The organism is Enterococcus sp. DIV2371 (genome assembly GCF_050498525.1).
Taxonomy (GTDB): domain Bacteria; phylum Bacillota; class Bacilli; order Lactobacillales; family Enterococcaceae; genus Enterococcus_B; species Enterococcus_B mangumiae.
Map to the genome: position 1 here is coordinate 1,567,989 of NZ_JBIPAJ010000001.1, position 19,742 is coordinate 1,587,730.

Here is a 19,742-nt window from a genome sequence, read left to right on the forward strand (position 1 = left end):
TAAGTTTTCTTTATGCTAATCATGGTAAAATCAACACGTATGCTAAAACAATTGAGGTGTAACGTATGATTAAATTATTAGTGATTGAAGATGATCACGTATTGTCGGAGAATATCAAAGAAATCATTTCTGAAATCGGTGAAGTGACCCAAGTCTATGATGGTAGCGAAGGGTTATATGAATTAGAATCTGGGGTTTATGATCTAGCAGTTCTTGATTTGATGATCCCTGAAATGAATGGGTATGAAGTATTAGCACAGCTAAGGAAACAGAAAATGATGACTCCTGTGCTGATCTTGACAGCAAAAGATGGCTTAGAAGATAAGATTGAAGGCTTTGAGCGCGGTGCGGATGACTATTTGACCAAGCCCTTTTATCGGGAAGAATTACTGATGCGCATCAAAGCATTATTGAAACGTTCGCTGGGACTATTTAATGAACATTCGTTGGCGTATCAAGAAATCATCTGCGATTTGCACCAAAATACGGTCGAATATAAGAAACAACTTCTACCGATCCAAGGGAAAGAATTTGAACTGCTTGTTTATTTTTTGCAAAATAAAGGGATCATTTTGACAAAAGAACAGATTTTTGACCGTATTTGGGGATTTGATTCAGACACGACGATCACTGTCGTCGAAGTCTATATGAGTAATCTTAGAAAGCATCTACGTGAAACGGGTTTAGACAAGGAAATCAAAACGTTACGTAATGTTGGCTATATCTTGCAGGGAGAGTGATGCTATGACTGACAGTATTTCAAATAGACAACGTAAAAAACTTTTTGCAGCTAACGTGACAGCATTTGCGGTGATCTTTCTTTTGCTTGGCGGAATCATTTTGCAACTATTGAACCAGACCGCCTATCGTGAAACCGATCTGATGTTGAAAAACAGCACGATCAATTCTCGTATGGTGCAATTAGAAATCGAACGGTACCAACAAGGCGATCCTTTCTTAAACGCCCAAATCCCGCCTCGTCAAGCAGACTCCCTACCAGAAGGTGATCGTTTTAATACGCAAGTCATTTTGTGGTCGGCTTCGGGTGAAGTATTGAATAAAGAAACTATCGGCGGACGGTTTAATCAAATCGAAGGAATCAAGCTAGACACCACTCATCTAGACACGATCCAAAATATTGATTTGGGGCAAGATGGACAAGAAACGCCCCTTACTTTTCGTTCCATCACCAAAAAAGCAACAAATCAAGGCGAAGTTGCCTATGTCCAAGTGTTAGAAAATACCAATCAAATCAGTTCTTCTTTGCGAACATTCCAAACGATCATGATCCTTTGCATGATTGTTTTCTGGTTAGGTTCCATCGGCGTCAGTTATTATTTATCCAAGCTCAATATGCGTCCGATCCTTGCTTCTTGGCGGCGACAACGAGAATTTGTCGAAAATGCCTCACATGAGTTACGCACACCTTTGACGATCATCCAAAATAGTTTGGAACATTTATTCACCAAACCGAACCATACGATCATTGATGAATCTGAAAGTATCGCACAAGCATTGTCTGAAACGAGACGTTTGACTGGGTTGACTTCGGACTTGTTGACGTTAGCACGGAACGACTCAAGTCAAGATACACTCACGAAGCAAGAGTTACGTACCAAAGGGTTTATTGCCGAGCTGGTCAAGCCTTTCCAAGAGATGGCAACGATTGATCAAAAAGAATTTCTTTTAGATAATCAAGCAGATATCAACGTTTTAGCAGATCCGAAAAAACTCCATCAAGTCTTAGTGATTTTGTTGGATAACGCACTGAAATATACAAGTACACACGATCAAATCATCGTCACCTCAACGAACACGAACAAAGATTGGGTGATCCATGTCAAAAATACCGGCCCTTCGATCAGCGATGAAGACAAGAAACGGATTTTTGATCGCTTTTACCGAGAGGATCAAGCAAGATCAAAAGAAACTGGCGGTTATGGTCTTGGTTTGGCGATTGCGAAACAATTGATCGAACAACATAAAGGACAATTGACGGTAGCGGATCATCAACCTTTAGGCGTTGATTTTAAAATCCAGCTGCCTATCAAATAAGCGACACTGTTAGATTTAATCACACGTTAAAAGACACTTCGATCAATAGCTGAGGCTAGGATGAAGTGTTTTTTATTGGTTTTGTTTTTCGTATTCATTGGCTAATTGTAGTAAAATAAACCTATGGCAAAAAATAATTGATACATTTTGTTGCTTACCTTAAAAGACGAATAAGCAAAAGGTTTGAAGTGATCCTATCGAAAAATTTGGCTAGATGCTTCTTCCCTATTCTCAAATAAGAAATGGAGGTTTTTTGCATGGATATGAAAACAAGAAAACAGCTACAAGAAAAATTGAAACAACGGATGCTTCAATTGCCTCCGATCTTCAATGAATTTTTACAAGCAAATCAAAAAAAATTATCGTTGGCTAGTCGCTTTGAGTATGCAAAAGATTTCCATTTATTTACAGACTATTTACGAAAGACGCATAAACAAGAGATTGATGACCAGTTGATCATTCAGTTGGAAAAACAAGTGTATCTAAATTTTTTGAGTGAAGTTTACCTTCATACACGCGCTTTTCATACTGCCGCTTCACAAGAAACACAACAACAATTTAAAAATGGGTATTATGGAATCTCTCGCAAACAGTATGCCTTGAATCATTTTTTACGTTTTTTATATGAAAAAGGTTCGATTGAAAAAGAGATTTCCTTATTAGGAGATAGCTTACCAGAGACGACTGCTCCTGCTCCACGTTATATCGATGCTTCTTTATTAAGCGATTTTGACTCTCTCTTTATTCCTTCAAAAGGATTCAATTCCCCACGAGAAGCACTTTTTGAACGAAAAAACCGTGCAAGAAATCTGGCAATCGTGGCTGTCCTGCTCTATTGTGGCTTGAAGATCCATGAAGTTGTGGAATTAAAGTGGAAAAACATTGATTTAACGAAACAGATTTTGGTTGTTGATCGAAAAGCGAACCGCTTGAATCGAGTACCTATTCCCAATGAAGCACTGCCGATACTCGCAAATTATTATGACCAACATAAAAAAGAATCATCTGGTGAGTCATTTGTTTTCCGCTCTTCTCACGATGAGCAAATCTCTCCTCGAACGATCCGCCAAGTCCTTGAGCGAATCGCTGTGTACAAAAATGTTTCACCGGAATTGTGTCGAAAAACTTTCCGCTATTACACTGAGCTATATTTAGGTGACAAAGATGCTGTGAATTATCTCTGCGGGAATCGCTATGTTCGTTCTCATTCATTTGAAGAAATTTATGAGAAGATGCGTGACTTCTCCTATCGATGACAAACAGGTTGGATCAGAAATATTTATTTTTCAAAGAAGTCGCTTTTGCATTTTTGAGTTCTTAGTGTTGTAAAAAAAGAGCTATAGATGGAGAAAAAACCAGATAAATATTTACTCTTATTTTATGGATGATATAAAAATATTCGGTAGATTTTTAAAGCTTATTACGCCAAATTTAATCGTATGTTTTTCAATCATTCGGCTATCTTATTAACTAAATTTCTCTGTTATTTAGTTTCAGGATGTGCTATCATAATTAAGACTTTGTACATTTATTAACAAATATGTTTATGGAGCGTGAAAGATGGAAACAATCGACTATACCCCACTTAATCTTTATACGAATTTTCAAGAAGCGGCAGAACGAACACCAGATGTCCCAATGATTTTTGATCAAACTTTAGTGGCTTTTCCAGAACTTGGTTCTAAAAGCACTTACAAGGAATGTCATGAGCTAGTGTTGACACGCGCTTATCAACTTGCGAATTTAGGTGTATCACTTGGCGATAAAATCATGATTTACAAAAGTTCTGCTTTTGACACGTACTTGATGGCTGTCGCTGCGTCTTATCTAGGTGCTGTCCCTGTGATGCCTTCTTACCATTTACCAACAAGTACACTTGAAGTATTTGTCGATCGCTTGGAAGATCCTTATATCTTATTCGATGAAGTTACAAGCGAACGTGTGGCAGGAATCACGAATGGCACAAAAAGCAAACAATTAGCTGTCGCTGATTTGATCAAGCAACCAGCCACTCCTGTAGAACAAAAGAAATTAGATAACGATGAGATCTCCTATATGACTCATACTTCAGGTACGACTGGTATCCCTAAATTGATTTGTCACTCTGCTCATTCGATGGGCTGGCGGACAAAATGGCAAAAAACAGTATTTACTAAAATTGCCGAGAAAAAGTTAGTTGCTTTTCATATTTCACCTGTTCATTCTCGATTCAACATCGGTATTTCTTCACTGATGGCAATGGGCTTTCCTATGATGCCGATTGCAGAACCTCAAGGTGAACATGTAGTGAAATTATTATTAGAGAATCCGCCAATTGCTTTAGAGACACATCCGAATAATTTCGTGCAATGGAGCTTTACTGCTAGAGAGCATCCAGAAGCTTTTTCTGGGATTCGCTACTACCACTCTACGTTTGATGCAATCAACAATCAAACAATGGAAGTTTTCCTACAGACATCAGCGACTAAAGATGCGATCTTTTTACAAGTTTACGGACAAAGTGAATGTGGGCCAATGATTTTAAAAGCTCATACGTTAGAAAGCCTAAAAACTAGTGATGCACGTGATATGGGTGTCGGTTTAGGCGACTTGACGAAAGCAAGGATCACTGATGAAGCGGGTAATGAACTACCTGCTAACACAGATGGACACATCCATTTACTCTCAAAAGGTCGTGCATTGACTTATTACAAAGAAGATGCTCGCTTCCAAGAAAACGTGTATGGTGTTTGGTGGGATAGTGGCGACTACGGTTGCATCGATGATGAAGGTCACCTCCATTTGAAAGATCGTCAAGTTGATTTGATCGACACGATCAACAGTACGTTAGCAATCGAAGACTACTTATTAGATTCCTTGGAATTTTTAGCTGAAGTCGTGATCGTTCGTGACAAAGATAATTCACCACAACCAATCATCGCTTTAGCACCTAATCAAGAGATGGATTGGGATCGTTGGTGGAACCAAGTCCATGAATTACCACGATTGAACAAACCAATCTTACGTGCCTATGAAGATATTCCAAGAACCGCAACGATGAAAGTGCAACGTTTGCAAATCGAAAAAGAATTCAAAGAAGCAAATAATTAATGAGCAGTTTGAGCAAGCACCCTTCCTCTATGTAAGAAGGTGCTTGCTTTTTTATGGTTTGATCGCTTTTTAAACTTCAAAAGGAGTTAATTTTTCTTCCCTCTTCTTTCGTTCAAACTTGAATTTTGAATCACAATCATATTTAAAAAATTGGCTGACCTAACAATCTGCCAATTGGCTGTTTTTCTTTGAACTCGAAAACGGTATACTCTTTTTGTGGAGGGATGAAAGTGCAAAAAATATTAACGATCGGCGGCTCGGATCCATTTGCTGGCGGTGGGATCCAATCTGATTTAAAGACATTTGAGAACCATCATATTTTTGGAATGAGTGCATTGACCTGTATCGGCATGCTCGACTCAGATGGCGCATTTATTTTAGAGACGATTCCGGCAGAATGGTTAGCCAAACAATTGGATTCGATCAAACAAATGACCGATTTAGATGGAATAAAAATCGGGTTATTACATTCAATCGAAGCAATCGACATTGTACGTGACTTCCTTACCCATTTTGAAGATCTGCCAATCGTGATCGATCCTGTCTTTGCATTTAAGGAAACAAACGATACCTTAAATCAAGCCTATATGCAAAAAATGATACAGGAGCTATTTCCCCTGGCAGATGTTTTGACACCTAATTTAAAGGAGGCTGCCCTACTTTATAGTCAACCAGTCAACACATTTGTCCAAATGGTGGATTGTGCGAAATATCTCCATTCTTTAGGTGCGAAAAACGTCGTGATCAAAGGCGGTACTGGAATCATCGGGGATGAAGCATTGGATGTGTTATTCAATGGAAAAGAAACGATTACTTTTAGACGGGAAAAACTAGAACAACAAACCGTCAACGGTGCAGGTTGTACGTTTGCCTCAGCGATTACTGCTAATCTTGTCTTAGGCTATCCTTTGACAGAGGCTGTTGCACGCAGTAAGGCTTTTGTCTATGACTGTATCTTGAACGGTGTCATGATGAAGGATCAGACGGGAAGTGTTTGGTCACAAGGAAAAGGAGTGGAATGAATTAATGAATACGAAAAGAATTGCTATCTATGCGATGTTAACAGCTTTGACTGTCGGGATCTCTTTAGTCATCTTGATCCCAATCCCTGGAACCAATGGATTTGTCACGCTATGTGAAGTCGGTATTTATACCGCAGCTGCGCTTTTTGGTCCGATGGGCGGCTTGATCGTTGGTGCAGGAAGTGGCTTGTTTATTGATTTACTTGCTGGTTATCCCCAATGGGCGATCTTCTCTTTATTGATCCATGGTTTACAAGGATGGGTTGCCGGTTACTTTGCAGGAAAAGGTTCTGTGCGTTGGGGCTTCGGCTTGACATTAGGTACGATCATTATGGTCTTAGGCTATTTCTTTGCTAGCTGGTTGTTGTATGACTGGCCAGTCGGTGTCGCTTCATTACCAAGCAATTTGGTCCAAAACATTGTCGGTATAGTGGTTGCGATTCCTCTGACAAAAGCATTGATGCGCTTGCCTTTGCAACAAACAACGGTAAAAACCAAGTAAAAGGGATGAATAAAAAATGGAAGTAACAAAAGACAGCTTCAAACAACAATTAACGGAAATGGTTTCAGATATTCTAAGCGAAGCCAATCTTAAAGCAGGCGATCTATTTGTTTTAGGCTGTAGTACAAGTGAGATCGTTGGCGGACACATTGGGAAAAACTCAAATGCAGAAATCGGTCAATGGGTCATCGAAACACTGAAAGAACAGCTGGACCCACTAGGGATTTCATTAGCAGTTCAAGGCTGTGAACACCTGAACCGGGCGTTAGTTGTCGAACGTTCAGTGGCTGAAAAGAAAGACTTTGAGATCGTCTCTGTCATTCCTGCACTTCACGCGGGTGGTGCCTGCTCAGTTGCAGCATTTGATCAATTCAGTGATCCTGTCGAAGTGGAGCATGTCGTGGCTCAAGCAGGAATCGATATCGGTGACACCGCGATCGGCATGCACGTCAAACATGTTCAAGTTCCTGTCCGACCTCGCTCAAATACATTAGGCAGCGCTCATGTGACTGCTTTACGGTCTCGTCCGAAATACATTGGCGGGCCTCGTGCACAATACGAATAATAAAAAAGCTCAAAACCCTGAAATCATTCTAAAAATTTCGGGTTTTGGGCTTTTTTGACTGTACACTTCTACCACACGTTCACTTCACTAATTTTTTCGATAAAGACGTGCTTCATACGGAGCGAATGTTCCACTTCGTTCAAATACTGTACGTGGTTGATTTTCCAGTAATACTTCCCAGTTTGTGCCAATTTCTGTTGGTAAAGAATACGTTGCTGGTTCATCGGTCAAATTGACCATGATCAGGTATTGTTCTTCATCAAGAACTCGTTCATACACAAAGAGTTGTTCATCTTCTGTAAGATACTCGTTAAAACTACCATAGATCAATCCTTTATTTTCGCGACGGATCGCAATCATCTCTTTGTAAAAAGAGAAAATCGATTGTGGATCATTCGTTTGCTCAGCGACATTGATCGTTTGGTGGTTCGGATTGACGATCAGCCAAGGATCAACCGTAGAAAAGCCAGCATATGACTCTTCATTCCATTGCATCGGTGTCCGACTGTTATCTCTGGTCGTATTTGCGACGATATCCAAGGCTTCTTCTTCTGATCGTCCCTCATCAAGTAATTGTTGATAAAGTCTTTTCGAATCCACTGCATCGATCTCTTCAATTGAAGAAAATGGTAGATTTGTCATACCGATCTCTTGTCCTTGATAGATAAACGGTGTCCCTTGTAGAAAGAAATACATCATAGCGATCGCTTTAGCAGACAGTTGCCAATATGCTGGGGTCGTATCACCGAAGACTGACACACACCTTGGTACATCATGATTTTCCATATAAAGAGCATTCCACCCTTTACCGTCCAATGACCGCTGCCAAGCGACTAGTGATTTTTTCAAACCTAATACATCTAAGTCCCCATCTTTTTCATGTTTCCAGATCGAGATGTGATCAAATTCAAAAATCATATCGAAGTAGCCATTATCCCCTACCCACTCAGGTCCTTCATCTGCCGAAACACCACTTGCTTCTCCCACAGTCATGATATCGTACTCATCAAAGACCTCTTTTAATTCCGTCAAGTGATCTTCAATACCCGAGACATTTTGAAAAGGAGAAAAAGGATTTTCGGTCGCTTCGACAGAATATTCATCTTTTTTGACATGAGAGATCGCATCTAAACGGAAACCATCGATGCCTTTATCTAACCACCAGCGGATCATTGTAAAGAGTTCGTCTTTCAGTTTGTCACTTTCCCAGTTCAAGTCTGGTTGTTCTTTGGCAAAAATGTGTAAATAGTATTGACCAGTTTGTTCATCATATTCCCATGCGGAGCCGCCAAAAATCGATTGCCAGCCATTAGGCGCTTGATTCGGTGTGCCATCGACCCAAATATAGTAATCACGGTAAGGATTGTCGACCGACTGGCGGGATTCAATAAACCATTCATGCTGATCCGAGCTATGATTGATGACAAGATCCATAATGATCTTGATCCCCAGTTGATGCGCTTCTGCTAATAAAGCATCAAAATCATCCATTGTGCCAAACTTCTCGAGGATCGCTTGATAGTCACTGATATCATAACCGTTATCGACAAACGGAGATTTGTAGATTGGATTGATCCAAATAAAATCGATCCCTAGTTCTTTCAAATAGCCTAGTTTTTCGCGAATTCCATTGATGTCGCCAATCCCATCATTATTACTATCTTTAAAGCTCGCTGGATAGATCTGATAACCAACTGCTTCTTTCCACCACTTTTCGGTCTGCTTCATACTTATCCCCCTTTTTTCTTTATTATAGCTTAATTTCAAGCGGTTACATATTTGTTACCGTTAACTTTTTTATGCGAACATCAGATGGAGTAGTGCTGATAATACATGAAAAAAATTAAAAAAGCGAACATCAAAGACCATGGTATACCTCATCTTTGATGTTCGTTTAGTATTTATTTATAGATAACGAGAAATCAATTGGATCATTTGTTTTGGAAAAGTCGTCAAATCAGTGATATCCACGAACCGACTTGCGCCATAAATTTCTTTGATCTCTTCCTTATCTTGTCCGATTGCGGCAGAAACAAAAACGATTCCTTGCCGTTCATATTCAGTCAATACTTCTTGTATATCATTTTTTGCTTTAACACCCGTGTAATCAGGTAAGGCTTTTGGCTGGCCATCGCTGATGTTGATGATCAGTTTTGTTGTAGCTGTTTGTTCACTTAGTTTGCCAGCAATCAAACGTAAAACTGCACCATCGCGGTTGTTTTGCCTTGGTTTCATGGTTACCAATTTCTGTTCTAACCAATCAAATGAATCTGAAAATTCTTTGTACGAAAAGATCGATGTTTTTTCTCTTGTCGAAGCATCGGCTGTATCACCGTAGATCAACAAAGGAATACGTACTCGTTTCGCAAATGCCGTAACAGCAAATGCTGCTTTTTTAGCCGCCAAGATCCGATCGTCACGAACCATCGAACCAGACTCATCGATTCGTAATCCAACCGCCAATGAAGGCTGTTCATGCGGTGGATTTTTTTTATCAAATTGCCGCAGATCACCATAAGCGATCCGACTAGCATTGAACCGCTGTCCTTCATACTTCCCTTTTTGGTAGGTGTCACTTTCTTCATTTTCCAATAAATCAAGGATTTGGCGACTCAATGAATCAACGACTGGATCGATTTCTCGACGAATCGCTACCACTTCAGGATTTCCTACTTCGAACTTAGGACGATGAACGATCAATCCCTCTTTTTCATGGATCGTGTTCTTCATCAGTTGACGTGCTTCTTTATTCAGCTCACGTTTCAGTTGTTTGTCCAAAGCTTCCATATCTGAAGCAGACATCTCTTCTGATTCATCCTCCGATTGTAGTTGCTGTTGGCTACGTCCTTCGACATCTTTGCTTCGCTCTTCCGTTAAGGGTAAAGGTTCAGCTTGTGTCTTTTCTTCCGCAGTCTCTTCTGGCACGGCTTCCTCTTCTTTTGCGGTGCTTTCACCCAGTGATGCGGTTTCTTCTACCAATGTTTCGATTTGGCGCTCTGCCGCTTCTTCTTCACTGATCCTCCGACCTTTGACCGGCGCAACTTCCTTTGATACGTCGCCCCATTTCTTTTGTCGAATCAGTTCCCTCAGCTCATCTAAAAGCCCGCTATCCGTCAATGCAGTCGTCAAGATGTGTAATTCATCTGGATCAGTCGTTAGTTTATACAACACTTTTGGATAAATAGAAGCAAAGATATCTTGGTTTTGCTTCATCGTATTGACCCAATAAAAGTAAGAACGCATTCCAGCAACACCCTTGATCGCATTTGCTTTCGCTGTTTCGTCTAAGAGACGAATGATCTCTGCCATTTTCAACAAAAGTGTTGGTTCGTTGACTTGCGTCTTGCTAATTGCTCGCTCCACCATGACTGAAAGCTCTGGTAAATCCATTTTCTCAGCATGCTGCATCCGATCTCGTAATGACTCATTCAGCGGTCGGTTACCTTGGTAATTACGATTCGTCGTAATGACGATGACACAGTCGGGGTGGCGTTGGATCACTCCTGTCGGTAAGTTTAACAAACCATTTGTTTCTAAGGCAGAGTTCAAAGCAACAAGAACCGAAGCGTCACGAATCACCGTGGGCTCTTGGATTTCTAATAAATAGCCTTTTTCGATGGCACGCACGATCTCAGACGGATAATATTTATAATGGACCGCGCTTTCTTGCTGCTCTTCGATCCGTTGTACCAAATCAGCTAACTTTGCTTTAGCAGTCTGTTGATCGATTTGATAGTGTTGTTCAATCAAGCGCAACACAGCGTCGAGTGTGTCTGTTTGCTCAATCGCGGCTAATAACTCCTGATCGTCTTCTTGATCGGATTCGATCACTGGTAATAATGCACCAAAGACATCTGATTTATCCATATCTGCAAAACAAGTCACTTTTGTGTAAGGCAGTTGTAGATCAAAAGAGAGTGCCTTGGCTAGTTGGGTTTTCCCAGAGCCAGCATCCCCTTCAAGTAGCACATTACTGATTTTCATTTCTGGATCATGCCAGTTTGCTTTGATCTCAGTGGCAATGCGCAGTTCTTCTTCACTTGTTTGGTGACTAGCTGGTTTTTTCCAGATCATTTGTTTTTCGATCGGTATAAACACACGTTGATCGGTGAGTGAAAAGTTTTCCATGATAAACACTTCCTTATGACATTAATACCCTAGATCATCTAACAAACGTTTCAAGATACGAAAACGTTCACCAAGTAATTCGCCATCTTTTTGTAATGCATCATAATACAACATGATATCTTCATCGATTTTAGGGTTTTTAGTATCGACTTCCACAGTCATCCGATTTCCTTGTAAGCCAATGATATCGACAACTGGATTTTCAGGATCATAAAATTTCTCGTGGCGGTACGCATCTTGAAAATACACACTTCCTTGCGCAACTAAAATCGCTAAGTCAAGGATTCGTGTAATTGGTAATTCTTCTGATTGGCGAGACCACTTTTCACCTGTGTGACGCCACACTTTTCCGGAAATATCGACTTTGCCACGATCATTCCACTGTGCTAATCCTAATGACAGACCTTTAGCATCTGTATGCAAGGCATTTCTGCCGTCTACTTTGTCGTAATCTTCTACCACGATCACTGGTTTATGTTTTAGATTTGTTGGGATCTCCATGCTTCTCTACTCCTTTTTAGTCGTTTAGTAATTTAGTAAACTACTAGATATTTAACGCCAGTATAAGTTAAATCAGTTATAAATGCAAAAAAACAGTTTAAGCAACATGTGCTCAAACTGTTCTTTACTATCATTATTTGTTTTGGCAGAATCATTGCGCGGAAATCGCAATACCGATCGCTTTTTCACCTAAATGGCTACCAATAACAGGACCAAAGTGGCCGATCTCGATTTCTGCTTGCGGATATTGTTTTTGTAATTTTGCTTTTTCTTCTTCTGCAACTTCAAGATTATTCGCATGGATCACATATAATTTGACCGGTGGTTTGATCTCTTCATTTCGTTTACCAATGATTTGTTCCGCACGTGCAAAAGCTTTTTTGCTGGAACGGATCTTCTCGAATAAAATGATTTTTCCATCTGAGAAAGTCAAGATCGGTTTGATTTTCAATAAGCCACCGATAAGTGCTGCGCCATTCGTCAAGCGTCCACCACGGACAAGGTTGTTCAAGTCATCTACGATCAAATAGGCATATGTATTGTCTCTGATTCGATCGACATGCGCTAAAATAGCTTCAAGTGAATAACCTTTATCATTTAAGTCTAAAGCAGATTCTACCATATGGCCCATGGGCATACTAGTGATTTTAGAATCATAAGGAACAATCGTCATATCTTTGACGTCGTCTTTCATCGCAAATAGCGTATTGACGAACCCAGAGATCCCACTTGATAAGTGGATACTTAAGATCGTATCGTATCCTTTTTCCTTTAGTTCTTCATAAAGTGCTAGAACTTCACCTACTGCAGGTTGGGAAGTCGTAGGGAAATCTTTACTGTTTTTCAACAGCCCGTAATATTCGTCTGCTTCAATGTCAATGCCTTCGTTATAGATCTTGCCATCTAAGATCACAGGGATGGGGATCACATATAAGTCAGGATGGTTCTTGATACGTGTTGGCAGGAAAGCTGTACTGTCAGTTACGATTGCTAATTTCATTTATTTAAGTTCCTCGTTTCAAAGAATTTTACCAGTCTTTAATACTATATCATAAGTAAGAAAATATTTGAACCTTTGTCCGGATTATAGAAAAAGGAACCCATGTTTTTTATCAAAATGCAAAGATTTGAACCTTTCATCCTCTTCTAAAAGAAATAAAAGCCAGGACTAGAAATATCTTTTCTTACGTCCTGACTTATTATTGGAATATTGATGATTGATCGATTGAATGGTGCTTGTTAAAACCATATATTACCGTTTGAAGCTTTTGACCATTTGCATAGCATTTCTACCAAATTGTGCAAACAAGAATGTCAAACCGCCAAAGCCGCCGATCACGACACAATAAACGACTGCGTGCGCTTTTGAAGTCATGGATAATGACAGACTCAACACAAAGAAAAGAACACAACAAAGGAGTAACATCACCATAGTCGAACGGAACGTCTTCAAGAAAAATTGACTGATCTTGGCAAATGGTGAGATGCGGTATTCTTTTGATAAATAAAGATACCCACGAACAAATACAAAAGCGAAAGCCAATGTATTTGACAAACTCATGCCATATCCGCCGAACAAAGCTAGCCCGATTGCTTGGAAGACTACTTTTAAGATAATCGCTTCTGTCGTCAGTTTGATTGCGACCAAATGATGATTCAATGATTGAAGCATCGTTGATAAGATCGTAAACAACGAGAAGAATAAGGAAGCCAATAGCGCCATTTGGAAGTAGCCCACACTCTCTGGATCATAGCCAAAGAACAATGTATATAATGGACCTGCCAATAATGACATCCCTGCGAGTGAAGGTAACAAGATCAGCAAAGCAATCGAGAAGCTGTCCCCTACTGTTTTTTCAATTTGGAGACGGTCTTTTTTTCCTAAAGTACTTAGGATCGGTAAACTACTGATTGCGACTGTTCCGACCATTGAAATCAAGATCAAGGTCAACTTATTTGGATTGACCGATGCACGACTGAACAAAAATTCAAGTTGTTGATCCGCAATCTCTGGTCTGAAAAGATGTAAGAAAGGTTTCATCGTGACTTGATCGATCATTTGGACGATCGTGATCACAGAACCGACATAGATAAACGGTAACGTTTCTCGAATGATCGAAACAGACGCTGACCGATTGTCTTTTTGGAAATAGCGACTAGAGATCCAAAAATCCTTTAATCGGAAATAATCGTTTTGTCGTCCGACAACAAACATATGACCAATAGCAGCAAGCCCTCCAAAGAATGAAGCAACTGTACTGATCAAGACCGCTTGTACGATCGTCCCATCTGTCAGCACACGTAAATAATACGTACCAGCTAAGATGACGATCACACGGATCACTTGCTCGATGATCAATGAAGTACCATAAGGACGCAGATGGTTTTTCCCTTGGAAGTAGCCTCGCATCGCACTTAAAATCGGAATGGCGACTAAAGAAGGACATAAACTACGGATTGCTAAGATCCCATTATCCACATTCGAGATAGGACTGATTTTTGCCAAAGCTGGCGCAAACAAATACATCAAGATCGCAGAGAGGATCCCGATCACGAACATGATGTTGATCGTACTGCGAAAAATGATACGACACGCTTGTTCGTCGTCATTTTTTGTTGCCACAGCGACTTTCTTTGCAATCGCATTTGGAAACCCAACAGTACCTAACATTAGGAAAAGGCCATAAGGTAAATAGCCCACGTTATATAAAGTTGTTGCTAACATGCCGTCTTGATTGTTCCCCATCATACTTAACCAAGGAATCAAATAAACGACACCTAAAACTTTACAGAGTAGATTGGCAAAGGTCAGCCAAAATGTCCCTTGCATCAATTTCTTATTCATACCTGTACCTCAACTATTTCTATTTAGAATAAACATCTTCCCTATTATAACAAAAAAAACTTGAAGGACAACTCGTTGATGAAAACAAAAAAATAAGCTTCTCCATTTTTTTGAGAAGCTTAAGAAATTCTATAACATTGACAATAAAAATACAGAAGCTAGACCAGTGATGACAGATAAAGCCATTGAGCGTGTCTTATAGGCTACACCTACGACCAGTATCATAGCTGCGATTTTGATATTCCAAGAGATATCTAAATGTTCGTGAGTAATAAACACATCCTTGAAAGCTAAAGCCGCAAATAAAGCGACTGGCACATACTTCATCCACTCACTAAACCATGTAGGCACTTTTCGGTGTGTGAAATAAAGCATTGGAAAAACTCGTGGAATATAGGCAACGACAAATAAGCCGAGAACCAGTAATAACAAGTACCATTCAGTCATGATGTTGGACCTCCTGTTCTGGGAAATGGAACAATGGTTCATTCAAAGCCTGTTCCTTTTTACTAGATTTCTTTTCTCTTTCTTTCTTGAAGGCACGCTCGACTGCAAAACCAGCAGAGGAAGCAATCAGTGTCGCGACGATCAACCCAAAAGTATTTTGGAATAAAACCATAAAAATGACACTTAATATACCCGAAAAGAGTCCAGTGAAAATCAACAAGGCATTTTTCATTTGCATGACGAACATAAAAATAAACATGGCAGTTAAGGCAAAGTGGACCAAGTCTGTATCCACCCGAATCACGGATCCAAAAAGATTTCCGACCATGTTACTGATCGACCATGCGCCCATCGAAAACCAATTGACATATAAGGCTTTTCTTTTGTCCCAAGTGGGATCAGTTGAATATTTTAGATAATTGACTGCATAGTTTTCATCATTCAATGATTGAGAAAACACAGCTAAAAAGGAACGCTTTTCTTTCTTCATAAAGCCTGAAAGACTCGATCCTAGCAAAATATACCGTAGTTCTAAGAAAAAAACCATCAAGAGTGTGGTTGAAAGAGGCGCTTGTGTAGCCAACATTGAAGCAACCAAGAATTGTGCGCCGCCAGAAAATACTAAGATGGATAATAAACCTGCCAAGAGTGGATCAAAACCAACTTGTTGTAGTAAGACCCCACAAGCTAATCCAACTGGGATATAACTGAGGCAAAGTGGCAATGCCGCATGTAACGACTGCTGCCAAGGCGCCCGTTTCTGTTTATTCATTAACGATATCTCCTTCAATTTACAACAAATAAATAGCGGACTTATTGTAACACAAATAAATAAAAATGTAGCCGTTTTAACGAAAAACAACATAATATTTTTCTCATTTTTAGGGAGAAAAATGAAAGAAAATCATCAAAAAAGAGGATTCCCCCTGCTTTTTCGATGATTTTAAATGAGTATAAGGTATTTTTTTTTTAACAAACAATCATTTTAAAGTTAAAAATAACACAGGTTTTTATAATTTATTCGAGTGTCCCTGTGTGATTCGTTTGCGTTCTTGGGATGTTAGAATAATTTGGATCATATTTGTCCGTTTCGATATAAATATAGATTTTTTTATCATTCAATTGTTCACGAATCGTCCGTTCGATGTCATTGATGATCAGATGTGTTTGGTATTCTGTCTCTTGAAGATCGATTTTAGCGGCGACCAAAATTTCGGTTGGCCCTAAATGGACGGTTTTGATATCGATGACTCGATTGACTTCACTTCGCTCAAAAGCAAGTCTGATTTTTTTCAAATCTGAGGCGGTCACACTTTCGCCAATGATCAGACTATAAAATTCTTTTGCCAAGAAAATCGCAGCACCCATCAATAAAAAGCCGATCAATAGACCACTGATCGCATCAAAAGCAGCAATCCCCGTCACCATCGTCAATACTGTACCAACTAATGCTAAAACAAGACCGATCACTGCACACAGGTCTTCTGTGAAAATCACTAAGATCTCGCTGTGGCGGCTTTCTCGCAAAAAACGCATCGTTGAAAGATTTTCAGTGTTTAATTCACGGATCTCTTTCATGGCGATACGTAACGAACTGCCTTCTACTGCTAAACCAAATAAGAGGATCAGAATAACGATCCATGGATTACCAACTTCATGGGCGGGATGTGTCAGCTTTTCGAAAGCTTCCATCACACCAAGTGCGCCCCCACCGAAAAACAACATCATAGCCACGATCGTACTGAAAAAGTATTTTGCGCGTCCTTCGCCAAATTGATGCAAGTCACTCTGGCCACGATTTGCTCGTTTATCGCCCACTAAAAGCAGTACTTGATTGCTACAGTCAACAATACTATGGATACTTTCATTCAACATTGCCGCACTACCACTGATGGCATAACCGACGAACTTGCTTAATGCAACTAAAAGATTGGCACCTAACGCAGCAAGTACTGAAAACATGCCGCTTTTCTTTAAATTTTCCATGATTTTTCATCCCTTCACTTAAAAAATATCAAAGAGTATCTAGATTGAAGATAACGGTTTGCTCATCTTTCAAAATGGTTTCTTTGGCACCTACCCTAGTATTTTTACCATCTACAGAGAACATCCAATATCTTTTTTCTTTCTCATTTTGTTGATGGCCATTGATCGAAGTGATAAAGCCCATATCTTCTTCCACTGTAAAGTTTTCTTCAAGTACTGCTAATAAGTTTTGTCCAGTTTTGAAAATGACTTTTTTTATCAGTTTATCTTCCCCATCTTCTTGTAAAGTGATCGTTGCTTGTTCGTCTTTAACGAGTGATGAAGTTTGTTGATCTGTTGGTTTGGATGTTTGATCCGCACAACCACTAATGAATAATAGCATCGTCGCAAAAATAATAAGACTAGTTCCTATCTTTTTCATTTTGTCCCCCCTTTTCATAGAAAAGTTTGTCATCCATAATCGATGAAGCTCTCCAAATAAAAATAGACAAGCCGCAACAGCCGCAACTGTTAAAAACAATTTTGGCTGTTCCGGCTTATTTCGGCTGACTACTTCCGTCACAACCTCTTTCATTGATCAACAAGTGTAAAAAATACTATCAAGTTTTGCGTACCATCAAGGGAACTAAAAACTCGTAATTGATGAAGAAATCGATCACTGAACGATGATAGTCACCGGAAGAAATCGCTAAGTCTGTCTGTGTTTGATCGTTAAGTGAAATTTGGAGTGACTGTCCTTTATCAAGTAACACTTTATAAGTCGTGCTATCTAATTTTTCCATATCATATTGCGGATTTTTCATGGCAACGATAAAAATATCGTCTAACACTTCTTGCGTAGCTGGGAACTTGCTGGCAATATCTAATCGTAGTGGTTTTGTATTGTCTAATAGTGTTTGATCTACTGTAAAGCCGAGTTTGCGCGCATAGGCAAACAATTGGTTCAGCTTGTGGTTGAAGATCGTGATCTGGCTCGCTGAAAACACGCGCTCGACCGACCAATGACGGATCAATGCCAATACCCGGTCATCATCGATCTCGATCGTCATGTGTTCTGGTGAAACTCGCATCAAATTGATGGATTCTACCTGGTACCGTTGATCAATCGTAGGTAACACAAAGGAGAACATCAACTCTTTTTGCGGAGTCAAACTATAATTGATCGAAAAATATCTAGTTTCCCAGACATCGTATGCTTGTTTAGATAATTCCAAGCCAGTATCATTCAATGGTTTTAATAATTCGTAAGCAAAGTATTCGACCAAACTCGTCTTAGCAATCGTAGAGATCGGTGTATCTTCTAAGACGTAGCGATGATAAGCGACTAATAATTCATTAAAGTCCGCTTCGATCAAGTATTTACGTAGACGTAGATCAGCCAGCTCTTCTTCTGCTGCTGCAATCAAGTTGACGATGTCTTCATGATCATTTTGCTTACCCGAAAGATATGCTTGGTTTTCATTGACTGCATGTTTGACCGTTGAGCGATCATTGCCCGATTGGTTCGTTGCGTTCGGGACGATTTTTTCTTTTTCATGGATTTTTGCTTCTTCGCGTGTTTCCATTACCTCATTGTCCATTTCTTCTTCATTGACTTGGATTTCTGCTAATGGTTCGCTTGTTCCATGCTCTTCAGGTGTTAGCACTTGGTTTTCTAATTCTTCTTGTTTTGTCATCACTCGTCCCCTCCCTCTTCGACTAATTCAGGGTTTTCACTGCCAAGGTACGACATCAAGAAACGATGGATCGACTGTCTGAAACCTTCCATTTCACCAAAGTATTTTTTGATTTGTCGTTGTTCTTTTTCAACGATTGCGGCACGTAATTGGTCCGCTTTTTCTTCATGTAATAATGATTGCTTTTGTTCTTGGATTTTTTCTGGCTCTTCGATATATGGAAGCCATCCTAATTTTTCATTTTCTAAGGCTTGTTTTTTTTGTTCCAAAGCCTGGATCTCTTCGTCTATTTTTTTACGATTCAAAAAGCCCTTCGTATCATCTAAATCGGTGATCTGACGGTCGATTTCTTTGATAGCATCATCCAAACGATCGATCTCAGTTTTCGCAGTGATTACTTTTGCCTCTAACTCATTGATTTGTTTATCGTAATCAAGCGTTTCTTTCGTTGCATATTTTTCCCATTCCTCATCGATTTGTGGCAACACAAAGATCTCAGGTAAACTAGCGTCGATCCCGATTGTTGGACGTTCATGATAATACGTCCCAATCTGGTAATAACTCATCGTTGGTGAAATAGTCTCTGTGTGCACCATAAAAGGAAACTCTTGCAAGAAACGGTCATGGATCTTGCGCATCAACAACTGATCGATCTCATGATTTTCATTCGAGCTCTTTTTAAGCTCATCATTCAAACGTCCATTGTATAACTGATAGATCGCGGGAATGTTTTCTTCGCGGACTGCTTGTTCAAAAGCTTGCAGATCTTCTAATAATTGAGAAAGATTCATACTCGCTTTTTCTTTGATATCGTAAAACGAAGATGCTTCCTCATATTCATTTTCATCATGGTGTTCATTCATCTCTGGGTCTATCATAGCTTACTTGCCTCCTCATGCTTTTGAACGCATCAATTTTCATCAAT

At 39.7% G+C, this 19,742-nt stretch carries 18 protein-coding genes; 7 read left to right on the forward strand and 11 right to left on the reverse strand.

What is annotated here, in order from left to right:
* Positions 1-65 precede the first annotated feature (65 nt).
* The 7 genes from IGL24_RS07320 (at position 66) to IGL24_RS07350 (ending at position 7,234) form a co-directional block, all read left to right on the forward strand.
* The gene (locus IGL24_RS07320; RefSeq protein ID WP_207115729.1) at positions 66-740 is read left to right on the forward strand and encodes a response regulator transcription factor; all 675 of its coding nucleotides are present in this window, start codon (positions 66-68) and stop codon (positions 738-740) included.
* Between the two features lie 4 nt (positions 741-744).
* Positions 745-2,055: a sensor histidine kinase gene (locus tag IGL24_RS07325; protein ID WP_206854132.1), complete on the forward strand. Its 1,311-nt coding sequence runs from the start codon at positions 745-747 to the stop codon at positions 2,053-2,055.
* Between the two features lie 257 nt (positions 2,056-2,312).
* The gene (locus IGL24_RS07330; protein WP_207699536.1) at positions 2,313-3,311 is read left to right on the forward strand and encodes a tyrosine-type recombinase/integrase; all 999 of its coding nucleotides are present in this window, start codon (positions 2,313-2,315) and stop codon (positions 3,309-3,311) included.
* 304 nt (positions 3,312-3,615) lie between these two features.
* Complete coding sequence (locus tag IGL24_RS07335) at positions 3,616-5,145, forward strand: AMP-binding protein (RefSeq protein ID WP_207115726.1); 1,530 nt, start codon at positions 3,616-3,618, stop codon at positions 5,143-5,145.
* 230 nt (positions 5,146-5,375) lie between these two features.
* Complete coding sequence (locus IGL24_RS07340; protein WP_207115725.1) at positions 5,376-6,167, forward strand: bifunctional hydroxymethylpyrimidine kinase/phosphomethylpyrimidine kinase; 792 nt, start codon at positions 5,376-5,378, stop codon at positions 6,165-6,167.
* A 4-nt stretch (positions 6,168-6,171) separates the two neighbouring features.
* Positions 6,172-6,669, forward strand: coding sequence for an ECF transporter S component (locus IGL24_RS07345; protein ID WP_207115724.1), 498 nt, complete (start codon positions 6,172-6,174; stop codon positions 6,667-6,669).
* 16 nt (positions 6,670-6,685) lie between these two features.
* Positions 6,686-7,234 (forward strand): TIGR01440 family protein, encoded by a 549-nt coding sequence (locus tag IGL24_RS07350; protein WP_206854142.1) that lies wholly within the window; start codon positions 6,686-6,688, stop codon positions 7,232-7,234.
* Positions 7,235-7,321: 87 nt separating this feature from the next.
* On the opposite strand, the gene IGL24_RS07355 is transcribed toward IGL24_RS07350, so the two are convergent.
* From IGL24_RS07355 to IGL24_RS07405, 11 genes are all read right to left on the reverse strand, one after another.
* The gene (locus tag IGL24_RS07355; protein ID WP_207699535.1) at positions 7,322-8,962 is read right to left on the reverse strand and encodes a glycoside hydrolase family 13 protein; all 1,641 of its coding nucleotides are present in this window, start codon (positions 8,960-8,962) and stop codon (positions 7,322-7,324) included.
* A 177-nt stretch (positions 8,963-9,139) separates the two neighbouring features.
* Entirely contained in the window at positions 9,140-11,362 is a 2,223-nt protein-coding gene (locus tag IGL24_RS07360) for an AAA family ATPase (protein WP_207699534.1), read from the reverse strand.
* Between the two features lie 21 nt (positions 11,363-11,383).
* Positions 11,384-11,863 carry a DUF6530 family protein gene (locus IGL24_RS07365; protein ID WP_010735448.1) on the reverse strand — a complete coding sequence of 160 codons (480 nt, stop codon included), beginning with the start codon at positions 11,861-11,863 and terminating at the stop codon, positions 11,384-11,386.
* A gap of 151 nt (positions 11,864-12,014) precedes the next feature.
* The gene (locus IGL24_RS07370) at positions 12,015-12,863 is read right to left on the reverse strand and encodes a DegV family protein (protein WP_206854148.1); all 849 of its coding nucleotides are present in this window, start codon (positions 12,861-12,863) and stop codon (positions 12,015-12,017) included.
* A gap of 252 nt (positions 12,864-13,115) precedes the next feature.
* Positions 13,116-14,708, reverse strand: coding sequence for an oligosaccharide flippase family protein (locus IGL24_RS07375; protein WP_206854150.1), 1,593 nt, complete (start codon positions 14,706-14,708; stop codon positions 13,116-13,118).
* A 129-nt stretch (positions 14,709-14,837) separates the two neighbouring features.
* The gene (locus IGL24_RS07380; RefSeq protein WP_207699533.1) at positions 14,838-15,155 is read right to left on the reverse strand and encodes an AzlD domain-containing protein; all 318 of its coding nucleotides are present in this window, start codon (positions 15,153-15,155) and stop codon (positions 14,838-14,840) included.
* Positions 15,148-15,927, reverse strand: a complete 780-nt coding sequence (locus tag IGL24_RS07385) for an AzlC family ABC transporter permease (RefSeq protein ID WP_206854156.1) — start codon at positions 15,925-15,927, stop codon at positions 15,148-15,150. The genes IGL24_RS07380 and IGL24_RS07385 overlap by 8 nt, the downstream gene beginning before the upstream one ends.
* Before the next feature lie 245 nt (positions 15,928-16,172).
* The gene (locus IGL24_RS07390) at positions 16,173-17,141 is read right to left on the reverse strand and encodes a cation diffusion facilitator family transporter (protein WP_207115717.1); all 969 of its coding nucleotides are present in this window, start codon (positions 17,139-17,141) and stop codon (positions 16,173-16,175) included.
* 28 nt (positions 17,142-17,169) lie between these two features.
* Complete coding sequence (locus IGL24_RS07395; protein ID WP_242542601.1) at positions 17,170-17,562, reverse strand: DUF4430 domain-containing protein; 393 nt, start codon at positions 17,560-17,562, stop codon at positions 17,170-17,172.
* Positions 17,563-17,740: 178 nt separating this feature from the next.
* On the reverse strand, positions 17,741-18,817 hold the full coding sequence (locus IGL24_RS07400; RefSeq protein WP_207699658.1) for a hypothetical protein: 1,077 nt from the start codon (positions 18,815-18,817) through the stop codon (positions 17,741-17,743).
* Positions 18,817-19,695, reverse strand: a complete 879-nt coding sequence (locus tag IGL24_RS07405; RefSeq protein ID WP_206854165.1) for a viral A-type inclusion protein — start codon at positions 19,693-19,695, stop codon at positions 18,817-18,819. The genes IGL24_RS07400 and IGL24_RS07405 overlap by 1 nt, the downstream gene beginning before the upstream one ends.
* Positions 19,696-19,742: the final 47 nt, after the last annotated feature.